General features: G+C 63.3%; 15 protein-coding genes. 8 read left to right on the top strand and 7 right to left on the bottom strand.

Annotation, left to right across the window (positions count from 1 at the left end; genetic code table 11):
* The first annotated feature begins 41 nt into the window (after window positions 1-41).
* The 5 genes from prpC to ACODSZ_RS19845 all read left to right on the top strand — a co-directional run bounded on the left by prpC (window position 42) and on the right by ACODSZ_RS19845 (window position 5,028).
* Window positions 42-1,196, top strand: coding sequence for a bifunctional 2-methylcitrate synthase/citrate synthase (gene prpC / locus ACODSZ_RS19865; RefSeq protein WP_008330323.1), 1,155 nt, complete (start codon window positions 42-44; stop codon window positions 1,194-1,196).
* A gap of 265 nt (window positions 1,197-1,461) precedes the next feature.
* Window positions 1,462-1,899 carry a hypothetical protein gene (locus ACODSZ_RS19860; protein WP_488928388.1) on the top strand — a complete coding sequence of 146 codons (438 nt, stop codon included), beginning with the start codon at window positions 1,462-1,464 and terminating at the stop codon, window positions 1,897-1,899.
* Window positions 1,900-2,237: 338 nt separating this feature from the next.
* Window positions 2,238-4,124 carry a propionate--CoA ligase gene (locus ACODSZ_RS19855; RefSeq protein WP_175343661.1) on the top strand — a complete coding sequence of 629 codons (1,887 nt, stop codon included), beginning with the start codon at window positions 2,238-2,240 and terminating at the stop codon, window positions 4,122-4,124.
* Between the two features lie 113 nt (window positions 4,125-4,237).
* On the top strand, window positions 4,238-4,744 hold the full coding sequence (locus tag ACODSZ_RS19850) for an arsinothricin resistance N-acetyltransferase ArsN1 family B (RefSeq protein ID WP_175343662.1): 507 nt from the start codon (window positions 4,238-4,240) through the stop codon (window positions 4,742-4,744).
* The gene (locus tag ACODSZ_RS19845) at window positions 4,741-5,028 is read left to right on the top strand and encodes a hypothetical protein (RefSeq protein WP_008330304.1); all 288 of its coding nucleotides are present in this window, start codon (window positions 4,741-4,743) and stop codon (window positions 5,026-5,028) included. The genes ACODSZ_RS19850 and ACODSZ_RS19845 overlap by 4 nt, the downstream gene beginning before the upstream one ends.
* Before the next feature lie 66 nt (window positions 5,029-5,094).
* On the opposite strand, the gene xth is transcribed toward ACODSZ_RS19845, so the two are convergent.
* From xth to ACODSZ_RS19820, 5 genes are all read right to left on the bottom strand, one after another.
* Entirely contained in the window at window positions 5,095-5,862 is a 768-nt protein-coding gene (gene xth / locus ACODSZ_RS19840; protein WP_008330303.1) for an exodeoxyribonuclease III, read from the bottom strand.
* Window positions 5,863-6,545: 683 nt separating this feature from the next.
* Window positions 6,546-7,313, bottom strand: a complete 768-nt coding sequence (locus ACODSZ_RS19835; RefSeq protein WP_488928387.1) for a MipA/OmpV family protein — start codon at window positions 7,311-7,313, stop codon at window positions 6,546-6,548.
* 155 nt (window positions 7,314-7,468) lie between these two features.
* The gene (locus ACODSZ_RS19830; RefSeq protein WP_241821733.1) at window positions 7,469-8,572 is read right to left on the bottom strand and encodes an alkene reductase; all 1,104 of its coding nucleotides are present in this window, start codon (window positions 8,570-8,572) and stop codon (window positions 7,469-7,471) included.
* A gap of 154 nt (window positions 8,573-8,726) precedes the next feature.
* Entirely contained in the window at window positions 8,727-9,731 is a 1,005-nt protein-coding gene (locus ACODSZ_RS19825; RefSeq protein ID WP_488928386.1) for a dienelactone hydrolase family protein, read from the bottom strand.
* Between the two features lie 13 nt (window positions 9,732-9,744).
* Complete coding sequence (locus tag ACODSZ_RS19820) at window positions 9,745-11,265, bottom strand: leucyl aminopeptidase (protein ID WP_488928385.1); 1,521 nt, start codon at window positions 11,263-11,265, stop codon at window positions 9,745-9,747.
* A 166-nt stretch (window positions 11,266-11,431) separates the two neighbouring features.
* On the opposite strand from ACODSZ_RS19820, the gene lptF reads away from it, so the two are divergent.
* From lptF to ACODSZ_RS19805, 3 genes are read left to right on the top strand one after another with little or no spacing between them, the layout of a single operon-like run.
* Window positions 11,432-12,562, top strand: a complete 1,131-nt coding sequence (gene lptF / locus ACODSZ_RS19815) for an LPS export ABC transporter permease LptF (protein WP_034350480.1) — start codon at window positions 11,432-11,434, stop codon at window positions 12,560-12,562.
* 1 nt (window position 12,563) lies between these two features.
* Window positions 12,564-13,694 carry an LPS export ABC transporter permease LptG gene (gene lptG, locus ACODSZ_RS19810; RefSeq protein ID WP_175343667.1) on the top strand — a complete coding sequence of 377 codons (1,131 nt, stop codon included), beginning with the start codon at window positions 12,564-12,566 and terminating at the stop codon, window positions 13,692-13,694.
* A 50-nt stretch (window positions 13,695-13,744) separates the two neighbouring features.
* The gene (locus ACODSZ_RS19805) at window positions 13,745-14,128 is read left to right on the top strand and encodes a sirohydrochlorin chelatase (RefSeq protein WP_488928384.1); all 384 of its coding nucleotides are present in this window, start codon (window positions 13,745-13,747) and stop codon (window positions 14,126-14,128) included.
* Window positions 14,129-14,208: 80 nt separating this feature from the next.
* Here the strand turns inward: ACODSZ_RS19805 and ACODSZ_RS19800 are convergent, their stop codons facing one another.
* Window positions 14,209-14,580, bottom strand: coding sequence for a tRNA-binding protein (locus ACODSZ_RS19800; protein ID WP_488928383.1), 372 nt, complete (start codon window positions 14,578-14,580; stop codon window positions 14,209-14,211).
* A gap of 5 nt (window positions 14,581-14,585) precedes the next feature.
* Window positions 14,586-15,347 (bottom strand): uroporphyrinogen-III C-methyltransferase, encoded by a 762-nt coding sequence (gene cobA, locus ACODSZ_RS19795; RefSeq protein ID WP_488928382.1) that lies wholly within the window; start codon window positions 15,345-15,347, stop codon window positions 14,586-14,588.
* Window positions 15,348-15,358 lie beyond the last annotated feature (11 nt).

Here is a 15,358-nt window from a genome sequence, read left to right as displayed (position 1 = left end):
ACAAAGCATTGTCACCCCATCCCGAATACGAGGAGAACACGATGAGCGAACAACAAGCCGCAGGTTTCAAGCCCAAGAAGTCCGTTGCCCTCTCCGGCGTGACTGCCGGCAACACCGCCCTGTGCACCGTCGGCAAGACCGGCAATGACCTGCACTATCGCGGTTACGACATTCTCGACGTGGCCGATAGCTGCGAGTTCGAGGAAATCGCCCACCTGCTGGTGCACGGCAAGCTGCCGACGGCTGCCGAACTGCGCGCCTACAAGGCCAAGCTGAAGGCCCTGCGCGGCCTGCCGGCCAACGTCAAGGCAGCGCTGGAATGGTTGCCGGCCGCCTCGCATCCGATGGACGTGATGCGTACCGGCGTCTCCGCGCTGGGCTGCGTGCTGCCGGAGAAGGATGACCACAACACCCCCGGTGCGCGCGACATCGCCGATCGCCTGATGGCTTCGCTGGGTTCGATGCTGCTGTACTGGTACCACTACAGCCACAACGGCAACCGTATCGAGGTCGAGACCGACGACGATTCCATCGGTGCCCATTTCCTGCACCTGCTGCATGGCGAGAAGCCCTCGGCGGCCTGGGAGAAGGCCATGCACACCTCGCTGATCCTGTATGCGGAACACGAATTCAATGCCTCCACCTTCACCGGTCGCGTCATCGCCGGCACCGGTTCGGACATGTATTCGGCCATCACCGGCGCCATCGGCGCCCTGCGCGGCCCCAAGCATGGCGGCGCCAATGAAGTGGCCTTCGAGATCCAGAAGCGCTATGACAATCCGGACGAGGCCGAGGCCGATATCCGCCGTCGCGTCGAGAACAAGGAAGTGGTGATCGGTTTCGGTCACCCGGTCTATACCATCTCCGACCCGCGCAACAAGGTCATCAAGGAAGTGGCACGCAAGCTCTCCAAGGAAGCCGGTTCGACCAAGATGTTCGACATCGCCGAGCGTCTGGAGACGGTCATGTGGGACATCAAGAAAATGTTCCCCAACCTGGACTGGTTCTCGGCCGTGTCCTACCACATGATGGGCGTGCCCACCGCGATGTTTACGCCGCTCTTCGTCATTGCCCGTACCTCGGGCTGGGCGGCGCACATCATCGAGCAGCGCATCGACAACAAGATCATCCGCCCCTCGGCCAACTACGTGGGACCGGAAGATCTGAAGTTCGTGCCGATCAGCAAGCGCAAGTAAGGCTGGCAGGTACAGCGGCGCAAGGAGCAAGGAGCAAGGAGCAAGAGAGGGAGAGGGAGAGGGAGCAGCAAGAAGAAGGGAGCGGCGGCCGGCGTGTGCCGGTCGCCCCATTCCCCGGCGAAGGAGACGGGGCGGGCCGACCCGGGCGATCAGGCCGATTTGTAACAAGCGTTACATATGGTCGAGTCAGTCGCAATATCTTGTTAAGATGCGGGCGGATCTTTTCCGCCTCTGCGTCCACCTCTGACTCTCCATGGATCATCCGATGATTGCTGCCATCGTTTCCCGCCGTCCTTGCGCCTTGCCCCTGACATCCCTCTGCCTGGCCGCCACCGTTGCCGTTGCGCTGTCGGCCTGTTCTTCCACGCCGGTGCCCGTCACCGAGACCAAGCCACTGCTGCCGCAATTGCTGCAATCGCCGGCGGCCACGCAGCCGACCTGGGCGACCCAGCTCAAGACCGGTGCCTTCAGTTGTGAGATGGGCAACAAGGTGGAAATCCGCATGGATGGCCGCGTCACCGATGGGGTCACGCTGGTGTGGAAGGGCAGCAGCTACATGATGAACCCGGTCAGTACCTCGACCGGTGCAGTGCGTCTGGAGAACAAGGGCGAAGGCCTGGTGTGGATCCAGATCCCGTCGAAGTCCATGCTGCTCAATTCCAAGATCGGGCAGCAACTGGCCAACGACTGCCGCACACGCTGAAGCCTTGGCGCTGCGCCGTCGTGATGGCCTGACGCCGGCGCTTTCTTTCCACCTCACGTTTGCTCCTCCCTTGTCATGTTGACGGCTTCATGCCGTCGACAACGCTCCCGCTTTTTTCGTTGTTGCACTTGATCTGTATCAGCCGTGATGGCGCGTCGATGCTGCCGATTCAGCCGCTCGTAAGATTCAGGTGCAAGACTGGTTTCACCGTCGCATGAGGGCCACGCATGGCAGAGATGCCGCTGTACATGCCTCAGAGCCACGCGACCATCACCCTGCGGGCCACGCCGCGCAAGGTCTGCAGCGGTTGTCCAATTCGAGAGACATGAGGAGACGTCATGCAGTACGAGGATTTTTATCGCCGTTCCATCGATCAGCCCGAGACCTTCTGGGCGGAAGAAGCGCAGCGCATCCATTGGAACAAGCCCTTCACCAGTACCCTGGATTATTCCCGGGCCCCCTTTGCGCGCTGGTTCATCGGCGGCACCACCAATCTCTGCTACAACGCGGTGGACCGCCACCTTGGCGAGCGACCCAAGCAGGCCGCACTGATCGCCATTTCCACGGAAACCAACACCGAGCGCGTCTACGATTTCGCCGAACTGCATCGCGAAGTCCAGGCCATGGCCGCCACCATGCTGGCCTTGGGGGTGCAGCGTGGCGACCGGGTGCTGATCTACATGCCGATGATCGCCGAGGCGGTCTTTGCCATGCTGGCCTGTGCGCGCATTGGCGCGGTGCATTCGGTGGTCTTCGGCGGCTTTGCCTCCAACAGCCTGGCCTCGCGCATCGATGATGCACAGCCGAGCCTGATCGTCTCGGCCGATGCCGGTTCACGCGGTGGCAAGGTCATTGCCTACAAGGGCTTGCTGGACGAGGCGATCCACCTGGCGCAGCACAAGCCGCAGAAGGTCCTGCTGGTCGATCGCGGCCTGGCCGACATGGCGCGCACGGCAGGGCGCGACGTTGACTATGCGCCCCTGCGCCAGCAGCATCTGGATCAGCCGGTGCCGGTGGCCTGGCTGGAATCGAACGAGTGCAGTTATGTCCTCTATACCTCCGGCACGACCGGCAAGCCCAAGGGCGTGCAGCGCGACGTGGGCGGTTATGCGGTGGCGTTGGCATCCTCCATGCAGCACATCTTCTGCGGCAAGCCCGGGGAAACCTACTTCTGCACGTCTGACATAGGCTGGGTGGTCGGCCATTCCTACATCGTTTATGGCCCACTGATTGCGGGCATGGCCACCGTGCTCTACGAGGGGTTGCCGATTCGTCCCGATGCCGGCATCTGGTGGAGCATCGTCGAGAAGTACAAGGTCACCCGCATGTTCTCCGCGCCGACGGCCATCCGCGTACTCAAGAAGCAGCCGCCGGAATGTATGGAGCGCTACGATACCTCTTCGCTCAAGGCGCTCTACCTGGCCGGCGAGCCCCTGGATGAAACGACGTCGCGCTGGATTTCGGGCGCCCTGAAGGTGCCGGTCATCGACAACTACTGGCAGACCGAATCGGGCTGGCCGATCATCTCGATCGCCAAGGGTATCAGCGACAAGCCCACGCGCCTGGGTAGTCCGGGCGTAGCGATGCCGGGTTATCGCCTGGCCATCCTCGACGAAGCCACCGGCGCGCCTTGCGCCGCCGGAGAAAAGGGCGTGGTCGCCATCGAGGGACCGTTGCCGCCGGGCTGCATGCAGACGGTCTATGGCGACGATGAGCGCTTCGTCAACACCTACTGGCGCAGCCTGCCGCGCGAGGTGTATTCCACCTTCGACTGGGGTATCAAGGACCAGGACGGTTACTACTTCATCCTGGGTCGCACCGATGACGTCATCAACGTCGCCGGACACCGGCTGGGCACGCGTGAAATCGAGGAGAGCATCTCCAGCCATCCCAATGTCTCCGAAGTGGCCGTGGTCGGCGTGGAAGACAAGCTCAAGGGCCAGGTAGCGATTGCTTTCGCCATCCCCAAGCAGGCCGATGCGATGGCCACCCCGGAACGACGCCGTGCGCTCGAAGCCGAGATCATGGGCGTGGTCGACAAGCAGATCGGCGCGGTGGGTCGGCCGGCGCGGGTGTTCTTCGTCAGCGGCTTGCCCAAGACGCGTTCGGGCAAGCTGTTGCGTCGGGCCATCCAGTCCATCTGCGAAGGGCGCGACCCGGGCGATCTGCCCACCATTGAAGATCCGGCCGCACTGGAGCAGGTTCGCGCAGTGATCAGGGACTGAGGCGGGCGGCGGTCATCCACGGGGCGGTGCGCTTGCAGCGGAGCAGGGGCGCCGCGCCCGGCATAATTTGGTTACACTGAGGGCTTCCGATTTTCCTCGATCCCTTCCTGTCCATGTCTTCCTCCATCCGCCCGGCCACCGCTGCCGATGCTCCCGCCCTCTGCGACATCTACAACCACTACGTACAGACCACTGTCATCAGCTTCGAGACCGAAGCACTCAGCGCCGAGGCCATGGCCGCGCGCATCGCCGATGTGCAGGCCGATTTCCCCTGGCTGGTGTTTGAAGAACAGGGCCAGGTACTGGGCTACGCCTATGCCAGCAAGTGGAAGCCCCGTGCGGCTTACCGGCATTCGGTGGAAAGCTCGGTCTACCTGCGTCACGATGCGGGCGGCAAGGGCATCGGCAAGCAGCTCTATCGTGAGCTCATTGCGCAGTTGAAGCCCCTGGGCGTACACCTGGTCATCGGCGGCATTGCCCAGCCCAATCCGGCCAGCGTGGCCCTGCATGAGAGTGTGGGTTTCGTGAAATGCGGTGTCTTCACGGAAGTGGGCTACAAGATGGGCCGCTGGATCGACGTCGGATACTGGCAACTCAAGCTGCAAGAGGCGCAAGGATGAGATCGACCCGCGCCGCCAGCGCCATCGAGCGCCTGAACAGCCGCACCGAATCACGCGAGTATTCGATGCTGCGCACCTCCGATGAACGCTTCATCCTGACCCGCCGCCTGCCCGGCCAGCCGCTGGAGAAGCTCAACGAGGCCATGGAGCTGGATGACTTCGTCACCTTCGTCAACGCCCAGGGGCCACAGAAGGCCAGGCGCGTGAGCAAGCTGGATGTGCAGTTCGAGAAGAACATGCGCAACAAGAAAGAACAAACGCCACCCGAGGGTGGCGCTCAGTAAGTTTTTGCGTAAATGATATAAATCATTTACATCATTTAAATAATTTGTGAGCAGCCTGCACCGACATCAGTCCGCCAGCGTGGCAATCACGGGCGCGTGATCCGAAGGCTGTTCCCACTTGCGTGGCACCTTGTCGATGACGCAGGCGGTGCAGCGTGGCACCAGTTCTTCGGACAGCAGGATATGGTCGATGCGCAGGCCGCGATTGAGGCGGAAGCCCATCTGGCGGTAATCCCACCAGCTGTACATTTTTTCCGGTTGTTCGAAGAGGCGGTAGGCATCCGTCAGGCCCAGGGCCTGCAGCTTGCGGAAGGCGTCGCGCTCGGGTTCGGACACCAGCACCTGGCCTTGCCAGGCCACCGGGTCGTGCACGTCGCGGTCCTCAGGGGCGATGTTGTAGTCGCCCAGCAGGGCCAGGCGCGGGTTCTTCGCCTTTTCTTGCGCCAGCCATTCGTGCAGGGCGGCCAGCCAGTTCAGCTTGTAGGGATACTTCTCGGACTCCAGCGACTGCCCGTTGGGAATGTAGGCGCAGACGTAGCGCACGCCCTCGATGGTAGCGGCGATGATGCGTTGCTGTTCGTCGGGGAAGAGCGGATTGTTCCTGACCACATCGGTCATTGGATGGCGCGACAGGATGGCCACGCCGTTGTAGGTCTTCTGACCCGAGAATTCGACCAGGTATCCGGCGGCCGCGATCTCGGCGGCGGGGAACTTGTCGTCGGTGAGTTTGGTTTCCTGCAGGCAGAGCACGTCGACCGGGTTTTCTTCCAGCCATTTCAGCACTTGCGGCAGGCGGACCTTGAGGGAGTTGACGTTCCAGGTGGCGATTTTCATGGGGACAATGCAGTGGTGAATCGGAGACCGGCCGCGCGCATCACAGCCGATGCGTCATGAGCAACGGGCGCCATCTTACCGCATTCGTCGCGCTCCCCGGCCAATGACGGTGACCGCGATCATTCCTGCTCCCGAAACAGAAGGGGAATCCCACTGCAAGGGAAACTACGCTCCGACAGGTTTTGTTATTGATGTTGGCAGGGTCGGAACTGCGTCTCGATTTGTGATTTTTGTTCAAGGAGACGGAGCGAGAATAATGGAAAAATACTAACGATATAAACAAAATATTACGCTTTTCATGTAACTTCTGTTGTGGCGTATGAATTCGTGAAGTCGCTCTGGTAAAGGATTCCCGACTGCATGTGGCTTGGCGTGAGGAAATTTGTTTGAATGCGGAAACTAAGTTTTTTCGGCAAATCCATTTTGTTCTCATGCCATGAAAAACAGGACAAATTTTGCGTCAGAAAAAGTGACGCATGAAAACATTCCGGAATTGTTTACGCATTGAAAGCGCGGCTGCAAGCTTGAGCTCTACCGTAAAAGAATTCGCAAGCAAAGCCAGCTCTTCAGCAGGCGGCACAAGCAGGCGCAGAATGCAGACAGAGGAGGGAAGCGGATAGCACAACATGGCCGCTACCCGAAGCCGGCCGTGCGGCCGGTCTCGGGCGGGTAGGGGAGGCGGATTACTTGAAGCGGTAGCTGACGGCCACGATGGCGGTGTCATCCGTGTGGCGGCGGACCAGCGGACTGTCTGCCACGGAATGGTCCAGCCACTTGCGGCGCAGGTGCACATTGAGGTGCCAGGCGCCCGTGAGGGGAATATCGGCAGCCAGGCCCAGGGTGGGGCTGGTGGAGGCGCCGGCGCTGTATTGGCGCAGGCCGCTGGCGGCCGATTCGCTGGCGGAGACGCCGACGAAGTAATCGTTGTAGCTGCCGCTGCGGTATTCCACGCCGAGCTGCGGATAGAGGCTCACCGGACCCAGGTCGATCTGGGCCGCATAGATGGCCTCGGCCAGGGTGCCGTGCGACTTGTTGAAGTCGCGGAAGACGTTGAGGAAGAAGCCGCCGAAGGGCGTTTCCTGATAGGTGCCGATGCCGAGCGGGATCGGGTCAGAGCGGCGCTGCAGGCCGCGTTGGGCATCAAAGCCGTCCAGGCTCACTCGCCCGGCCAGTTCCAGGTAGCCATAGCCCATGCGCATGGTCTTGACGCCGAAGGTGTCCAGGCGCGCAAAAGCACGGCCATAGTCGGCGTAGGCATAGGGCAGCACCTGGTTGCGGCGATGCGCATCGGGACCGTTGCGATCGACGCGGTAGACGCCCACACCCAGGTCACCGGTGAGTCGGTCTTGCAGTTGCAGGGGATCGCTGGTATCGGTTGCGGGCGCGGCTTGCTGGGCCTGGGCGGGGAGCGCGCAGCAGGCCAGCGTGAGAGTGGCGAAAATTGTTTTCATGATGAGCAGGGGAGTGGAGCCAAGCGGCATTGTAGCGGGCTGGCGGTCCGATGCGGCGTGGTGCACGAAAATGGCCTGCCGTGAAGGCAGGCCATGACGGTCTGGAACAGCCGCTGCCGACCTCCAGTTTCAGCGCTGCGGCAGCGGATGCTGCGTCAGGACTGCTGCAGGGGCGGATAGTCGGTATAACCTTCCGCACCACCGCCATAGAGGGTGGCCTGGTTGAACTCGGCCAGCGGCGCCCCGGCCTTGAAGCGTTCCACCAGATCCGGGTTGGCGATCCACGGACGACCGAAGGCCACCAGGTCGGCAACATTGCGTGCGCGCGCCTGGACGGCCATCTCCAGGTCATAGCCGTTGTTGGCGATGTAGATGCCCTTGAAGAGATCGCGCAGCACCTGCAGATCAAAGCCGCCCTCCACCTCGCGCGGGCCGCCGGTGGCGCCTTCCACCACGTGCAGGTAGACCAGCTTGTAGCGGTTGAGCTGCTCCACCACGTAGCTGAAGAGCGCCTTGGGATCGCTGTCGGCGATGTCATTGGCCGGGCTGATGGGGGACAGGCGGATGCCCACGCGCTCGCTCGGCACCACCGACGTCACCGCTTCGACCACTTCCAGCAGCAGACGGGCACGGTTCTCGATGCTGCCGCCATAGGCGTCGGTGCGCTGGTTGCTCTTGTCGCGCAGGAACTGGTCCAGCAGATAGCCGTTGGCGGCGTGGATTTCCACGCCATCGAAGCCGGCCTGCATCGACAGTTGCGCGGCGGTCTTGTATTGCGCGACGATGCCGGGCAGCTCCGCGGCCTCCAGCGCGCGCGGTTCGACGAAGGGCTTGAAACCGCTTTCGGTGAAAGCATTGCCTTGCGGCCTGATGGCCGAGGGAGCGACCGGCAGCGCATGGCCGGGCTGCAGGTCGGGGTGCGAGATGCGACCCACGTGCCACAGCTGCAGGAAGATGCGCCCGCCTTTTGCGTGGACGGCGTCGGTGACCTTCTTCCAGCCGGCCACCTGCGCCTGGTCGTAGATGCCCGGTGTCCAGGCGTAGCCCTTGCCTTGCGGCGAGATCTGGGTAGCCTCGGCGATGATCAGGCCGGCACCGGCACGCTGGGCATAGTACTGGGCGGCCAGGTCGCTGGGCACGTCGCCTGCCTTGGCACGGCTGCGGGTGAGCGGAGCCATGACGATGCGATTGTGCAGTTGCACTGCGCCCAGCTGCATGGGCTTGAAGAGGTCACTCTGAAGATGGGTGGCGTTGGTCATGCTGATCCTTTCTTGTTGGCATTGCTTGGGATGAACTGCGTCGACCTCACTACCGACCGCAGTTGCGTGGCAGTGTTCCGGGGAAGGATCAACAGTCTAGACGGGAACCGGCGTCTTTGCAGAAGGTCGCCGCAGTGATGCCGCCGGGCCAGGATCAGGGGGCGATCCGGTCCAGCCACGGCCCCAGCCGCCTGAGTGCATCCTGGCGTGCCGCCCGGTTGGCCTGGACCGACTGATGCGCCCGGCCGGGATCGTCGAAGTCGTGCGTGGCCCCGGCATAGAGCTTGACTACGGGGGCGGGAGCCTGGCGGATGGGGATGGCCTGGCGCAGTACGCGCTGGCAAGTCTGCGGCGAGACCTCGTCGTCGGCGCTGCCCAGCAGCACCTGCACGGGCTTGTCGAATTCAGGGTGGGACGACAGTAGGGCCTGCCTGCCGCAGCCCGGATAAAACACCAGCGCCGCTGCGAAGGAGGGGCCATCTCCTGCGGGTCGTGCAGCCTGGCGCTGCATCACATTCAATGCCGTACTGGCGCCATTGGACCAGCCTTGCAGCATGATGCGGCGGACATCGACCTCGCTGCGCGTGGCCAGCCATTGCAGCGCGCCTTCGGCATCCAGCGGGCGCACCGTGAGTTCGTTGACGGCGTCCCGTTCTGGCAAGCCATGGGTGTAGCGGCCAAAGCCATGGGCCACGCCGCGCGGGCCGAAACTGTCCACCAGCAGGACCACGTAGCCACGCGCGACCCAGTAGGCAGTCCAGGCCCGGTGGCGCGCCGTGAGCGCATCGGCATCGCAGGGCGAGGGGATGGCCGGACCGACCTGGGTGCAGGCGGCGTTGACGCGCGAGGAGTACAGCCCGGCGCGTCCGTGCAGCAGTACGATGGCCGGATGCGGGCCGGCACCGAAGGGGTCGTAGAGATAGCCGGTGAGGGTGGTTTTTCCGTCAGATGAAGGAAAACGCACGGTCTGGGCGGGCGGCATCGGCGTGTCTTGTGCCACGGACGTTTCCGGCAGGATCAGTCCAAGGCTGCCCGACAGCAGTAAAAAGATGAAAAAAAACCACCGCAACACAAAGTGCTGCGGTGGTCTTGCCGTGGTGAACCCGGGCGAGGTCTGCGGCAGGAAGACGGTCATGGCGAAACCGGTATCGTCTTCCATGCCGCAAGGGCCATCAGCCGCGTGCCGACCTGGCGCGCGCCTGGTTGAGCAGCCAGGTGGTCAAGAGCGGCACCGGGCGGCCGGTGGCACCCTTGGCCGCGCCGCTCTTCCAGGCGGTGCCGGCGATGTCCAGGTGCGCCCAGGTGTACTTGCGGGTGAAGCGCTCCAGGAAGCACGCCGCCGTCACGCTGCCACCGGGCTGGCCGCCGATGTTGGCGATATCGGCGAAGTTGGACTTCAACTGCTCCTGGTAGGGATCCTGAATCGGCATGCGCCAGGCGGTATCGCCGCTTTCCTTGCCGGCGGCCAGCAGGGCGTTGGCCAGCTGGTCGTGGCTGTCATCCTCGCGAGTGAACAGGCCCGTGTTGTGATGGCCCAAGGCCACCACGCAGGCACCGGTCAGGGTGGCGATGTCGACCACGGCGGCCGGCTTGAAGCGCTCCACGTAGGTCAGCGCGTCGCACAGGATCAGGCGGCCTTCGGCATCGGTGTTGAGTACTTCGATGGTCTGGCCGGACATCGAGGTGACGATGTCGCCCGGCTTGGTGGCACGGCCCGAGGGCATGTTTTCGCAGGTCGGGATGACGCCGATGACGTTCAACTTGAGGCCCAGTTCGGCGATGGTACGGAAGGTGCCCAGCACCGAGGCGGCGCCGCACATGTCGTACTTCATCTCGTCCATGTTCAGGCCCGGCTTGAGCGAGATGCCGCCGGTGTCGAAGGTGATGCCCTTGCCCACCAGCACCACCGGTGCATCCTTGGCCTTGCCCCCCATGTGCTTGAGGACGATGAACTTGGGCGGCTGGTCGCTGCCATTGGTGACCGACAGGAAGCTGCCCATCTTGAGCGCTTCGAGCTGCTTGCGCTCCAGCACTTCCACGCCCAGCTTGAATTGCTTGGCCAGCTTCCTGGCGGTAGTGGCCAGGTAGGTCGGGGTGCAGACGTTGCCGGGCAGGTTGCCCAGTTCCTTGGTCAGCGCCATGCCGTTGGCCAGCGCCACGGCCTCGGCCAGGGCGGTCTTGGCGGCAGCGCCTTGCTCGGCGGCCACCAGCAGGGTGATCTTCTTCACACCGGTGGGAGCGGGGTCCTTCTTGCTCTTCATCGTGTCGGAACGATAGGCGGCGTCATGGCCGGCCAGCACCACGGTGCGGATGGCCCAGTCCAGGCCGCGACCCTTGATGCCATCCAGGGGCAGGGCCAGGGCGGCGTTGTCGCAGCCCAGGGTGGCCAGGGTGCGCACCAGGGCGCTGCTGGCGGCGGCGAAGTTCTTGTCGCCGGTTTCTTCTTCGTTGCCCAGGCCCAGCAGCACGATGCGTTCGGCGGCAATGCCGGTCACGCCGCGCAGCAGCAGGGTCGAGCCGGGCTTGCCGGAAATGTCACCCGACTTCAGCGCGGCGCTGATGGCGCCCAGCTTGTCCAGGGCGCTGGCGGCCTTGGTCAGCTTGCGATTTTCATAGATGCCAACGACCAGCGCGCCGGTCTTGACGCCTGTCAAGGCGTTTTTTGCGTCCAATGTTTTTGTGCTAAAGTCCATCGTTCGTCCTTTATATGAATTACCTGGCGATTATAGAGCCCATTTCGACGCTACGCGCGCATGCGTTCAGCCAGGTAAGCCAGCTTCGGACACGATGCCGGGCGCCGGACATCCGCGCAGGCCATCCGTTAATGACCCCGACACCAGAAACCAAGCCAGCCTTCCCATGATTTTCCAACGCGCCCTACGACGCGAATTGACCAGCACCGCAGGTGGGGTCTTCACTACGCTGTTCACCATCACCCTGACCGTGATGCTGATCAAGATCCTCGGCCAGGCCGCAGGCGGCCAGGTTGCGTCGCAAGACGTGCTGGCCCTGATCGGCTTCCAGGCCTTGAACTACATGCCCATCATCCTCATCCTCACCGGTTTCATCTCGGTGCTGCTGGTGATGACGCGCAGCTACCAGGATTCGGAGATCGTGGTCTGGTTCGCCTGCGGCATGTCGCTCACGCGCTGGATCGCGCCGGTGCTGCGCTTTGGCTGGCCCATCGTGGCGCTGGTGGCCGCGCTCTCTTTCGTGGTCACGCCCTGGGCCAATGAGCAGAGCAGCGAATACCGCAGCCGTTTCGAGCAGCGCGAGGACATCGCCCGTGTCTCGCCGGGCAAGTTCCAGCAGTCAGCGGCGGCCAACCGGATCTTCTTCGTCGAAGGCATTTCCGGCGATGCCTCCAAGGTGCGCAACATCTTCGTCAATACCATCAACCCCGATGGCAAGAACAGCGTGGTAGTCGCCAAGGAAGGCGAAACCAAGGTGGACCCGGATGGCGAGAAGTTCGTGGTCATGCAGAAGGGGCGCCGCTATGACGGTTCGCCCAGCCTGCCGGATTTCCAGATCGTCGACTTCGAGCGCTATGGGCTGCTGATCGGCAATCAGTCGCAAACGGCGGCCGGTGAGCGCTCGGCGCGCGCGCTGCAGCTGGCCGAGCTGCTGGGCAAGCAGGACGGATATGCCCGTGGCGAGCTGCTCTGGCGCATGGCGCTGCCGCTGATGGCGCTCACGCTGATGCTGCTGGCCATTCCGCTGTCCTTCGTCAATCCGCGGGCCGGCCGTTCGCTGGGACTCCTGGTGGCCTTGCTGCTGTTCGTGGTCTACAGCAACACGGTCAGCGTGTTCCAGGCATCGGTGGCGCAGCAGCGCATGAGTTTCATGATGGCCTGGTGGCCGGTGCACGTGATCGTGGCGCTGCTGGTGGTGGGCATGTTCGCCCTGCGCCTGAACATCAATCATCCCGCCCACCCATCCCGGTTGTGGAGCCGAGTGCGGCGCGCCATGACGTTCCAGCGCGAGGCCTGAGATGAGAGTCATCCAACGTTACTTCACCACCGAGATCACGCGCTCGGTGCTCTTCGCCCTGGCGGCCTTCCTGGCGCTGTTCGCCTTCTTCGAGATGATGGGCCAGCTGGAACAGGTCGGTCGCAACGGCTACCAGTTGCAGCAGGCGGTGTTCTACGTGCTCATGGGCTTGCCCGGCAATGTTTATGAACTGATGCCCACGGCGGTGCTCATCGGCACCATCTACACGCTCTCGCAACTGGCGGCGCGCTCGGAATTCACCATCATGCGGGTCTCCAGCATGTCTACCGGGATGGCGGCCAAGGTGCTCCTGCGTATCGGCGTGGGGTTTGCGGTGCTGACCATCGTGTTCGGCGAGCTGATCGCGCCCAAGGCTTCCGAATGGGCCGAGAAGTTGAAGCTGCAAGCCCAGGGCGCCTCGATGTCCTCCCAGTTCCGCTCGGGCATGTGGGCCAAGGACGTGATCAAGGACAATGGCCTGGAAGGCAATGTGACCGGCAGCCGCTTCATCAATATCCAGACGGTGCAGCCGGATGGCCGCATCGAGGGTGTCAAGCTCTATGAGCTCGATACCGACTTCCACATGGCGCGCATGGTGACGGCCAAGACCGGCATCTACGAAGGCAATCATCAGTGGGTGCTCAATGATGTGGTGCAATCGGACTTCGTCGGCGGCAAGGACCGCAAGATCACCGAGCCGGTCAAGACCGTCAAGCTCGCCCATGTGAGGCTGGTCTCCGAGGTGACGCCGGAAATTCTCTCGGTGCTCTTCGCCGATCCGGACCGCATGTCCGCCTACGACCTGCTGGCCTATACCAAGCATCTGGAGGCCAACAACCAGCGTACCGATCGTTACGAGATCGCGTTCTGGAAGAAGATCGTCTATCCGCTGTCGATCTTCGTGATGCTGGCGCTGGCCTTGCCGTTCGCCTACCTGCACTTCCGCGCGGGCGGCGTGAGCCTGAAGATTTTCACTGGCATCATGATCGGGGTGTGCTTCCAGCTCATCAATAGCCTGTTCTCCCACCTTGGCCTGCTCAATACCTGGCCGCCTTTCATGACGGCGGCGCTGCCCAGCCTGTTGTTCATGGCGCTGGCCATTGGTGCGCTGTGGTGGGTGGAGCGGACTTGAGTCCGTTCTGCAATCTTGATTTCATTGCCTGAAAGACTGTTGTCATCATCATGAGCGAAGCGATTTCCCAAAGCCTGATCCTGTTCGCCCACGGTGCCCGCGACCCCGCCTGGGCCGGGCCTTTCGAACGTCTGCGGGCGCTGACCCAGGCGGCCATGCCGGGCGCCAGCGTAGAGCTGGCCTTCCTGGAACTGATGCAGCCGGATCTGCCCACCGTGGCGGCCCGCCAGGTGGCCGTCGGCAGCCGGCGCATCACCGTCATTCCGGTGTTCCTGGGGCAGGGCGGCCACGTGCGCCGCGATCTGCCGGAATTGCTGGCGCAGTTGCGCCTGGCGCATCCGGGTGTGGAGGTGCGTACCGTACCGGCGGTGGGGGAGGATGAGGCAGTGTTGCAGGCGATTGCCGCTTATTGCGTGGGGACGGCCAATAGCTGATCCTGCCATCGGCACTCCCGCATGCGACGATGGCCCGGAATACGGGCCATCTGCTTGTTGGGAACAGGCCCTAGAGCCCTTCAGAACAGCCGGGCGCCGTTGGGTACGGCCTGGTCCGGCTTGAACAGCACCACCTCGCCCTGGGCATCCGGAAAGCCCAGCGTGAGCACTTCCGACATGAACTTGCCGATCTGGCGCGGCGGAAAATTCACTACCGCCGCCACCTGGCGACCGACCAGCTGCTCCAGCGCGTAGTGGGTAGTGATCTGGGCGCTGCTCTGGCGCACACCGATGCCCGGACCGAAATCGATCTTCAGTTTGAACGCAGGCTTGCGGGCTTCAGGGAAGGCATCGGCGGCGATGATGGTGCCGATGCGGATATCGACCTTGAGGAATGCCTCGAAATCGATGGGGGCGGCGGCAGGGGCCGCAGGGTCGTGGAGCAGGTGCATGGGCGTCAGTCCCGATCCGCCAGCGCCGGCCCGATCATCACCAGCACCGGTCCGCTGCAGGCCTGCAGCCCGGCCTCCAGGCCAGCCAGTTGCAGATGGTAGATATGCTGGTCAGCGCGGCTGCAGTTTTCTACCACCACCACCGGCGTCTCGGGGGCATGGCCCAGGGCCAGCAGGCGTTGCGCCGTGGCCGTGGCTTCGCGTCCGCCCATGTATTGAACCAGGGTATCGCCATTGGGCATGCGCACTTCGTCCGGCTCGTCCACGCCCGTGCTGGAGGTGAACAGGGAAACGCTGCGCGCAATCCCGCGTCGCGTCAGCGGACGCTTGGCAGCCGAGGCGGCCGCCAGTGCGGCAGTAATGCCGGGGACGATTTCGTAAGGAATGTTGTGCTCTTCCAGCGCCCGCATTTCTTCATCGGCCCGACCGAAGAGCATGGGGTCGCCGCCTTTGAGGCGCACCACGCGGCGATACTGCTGAGCCGCTTCCACCAGCTTCTGGTTGATCACGGGCTGGGCCGTGGAACGCTGACCGCTGCGCTTGCCCACCGGGACCAGCACGGCTTGCGGGCACAGGGCCAAGATATCTTCGGTGACCAGGGCATCGTGCAGCACGACCTCCGCTTGCGCCAAGAGGCGCGCGGCACGCACCGTCAACAGGTCAGCGGCCCCAGGGCCGGAGCCAACCAGCCACACCATGCCCGGATGGTCCGGGCTGGGGGCGGGTGAATCGGAAGAGTAGGAAGTCGCTGCCTGTTGGGTGGCCATGGCCTGGTCGA

The organism is Herbaspirillum sp. FG34 (assembly GCF_057809315.1).
Note: the sequence above shows the minus strand (reverse complement) of the source record. Positions and strands in the feature narration are given on the sequence as shown.

Bases quoted from the DNA above. Each gene is read 5' to 3' on its own strand.
- ACODSZ_RS19860 (WP_488928388.1), top strand. From the start codon at position 1,462: ATGATTGCTGCCATCGTTTCCCGCCGTCCTTGCGCCTTGCCCCTGACA.
- ACODSZ_RS19835 (WP_488928387.1), bottom strand. From the start codon at position 7,313: ATGAAAACAATTTTCGCCACTCTCACGCTGGCCTGCTGCGCGCTCCCC.
- ACODSZ_RS19850 (WP_175343662.1), top strand. From the start codon at position 4,238: ATGTCTTCCTCCATCCGCCCGGCCACCGCTGCCGATGCTCCCGCCCTC.
- ACODSZ_RS19805 (WP_488928384.1), top strand. From the start codon at position 13,745: ATGAGCGAAGCGATTTCCCAAAGCCTGATCCTGTTCGCCCACGGTGCC.
- ACODSZ_RS19830 (WP_241821733.1), bottom strand. From the start codon at position 8,572: ATGACCAACGCCACCCATCTTCAGAGTGACCTCTTCAAGCCCATGCAG.
- ACODSZ_RS19800 (WP_488928383.1), bottom strand. From the start codon at position 14,580: ATGCACCTGCTCCACGACCCTGCGGCCCCTGCCGCCGCCCCCATCGAT.
- prpC (WP_008330323.1), top strand. From the start codon at position 42: ATGAGCGAACAACAAGCCGCAGGTTTCAAGCCCAAGAAGTCCGTTGCC.
- xth (WP_008330303.1), bottom strand. From the start codon at position 5,862: ATGAAAATCGCCACCTGGAACGTCAACTCCCTCAAGGTCCGCCTGCCG.
- ACODSZ_RS19820 (WP_488928385.1), bottom strand. From the start codon at position 11,265: ATGGACTTTAGCACAAAAACATTGGACGCAAAAAACGCCTTGACAGGC.
- lptF (WP_034350480.1), top strand. From the start codon at position 11,432: ATGATTTTCCAACGCGCCCTACGACGCGAATTGACCAGCACCGCAGGT.
- ACODSZ_RS19825 (WP_488928386.1), bottom strand. From the start codon at position 9,731: ATGGAAGACGATACCGGTTTCGCCATGACCGTCTTCCTGCCGCAGACC.
- ACODSZ_RS19855 (WP_175343661.1), top strand. From the start codon at position 2,238: ATGCAGTACGAGGATTTTTATCGCCGTTCCATCGATCAGCCCGAGACC.
- lptG (WP_175343667.1), top strand. From the start codon at position 12,564: ATGAGAGTCATCCAACGTTACTTCACCACCGAGATCACGCGCTCGGTG.
- cobA (WP_488928382.1), bottom strand. From the start codon at position 15,347: ATGGCCACCCAACAGGCAGCGACTTCCTACTCTTCCGATTCACCCGCC.
- ACODSZ_RS19845 (WP_008330304.1), top strand. From the start codon at position 4,741: ATGAGATCGACCCGCGCCGCCAGCGCCATCGAGCGCCTGAACAGCCGC.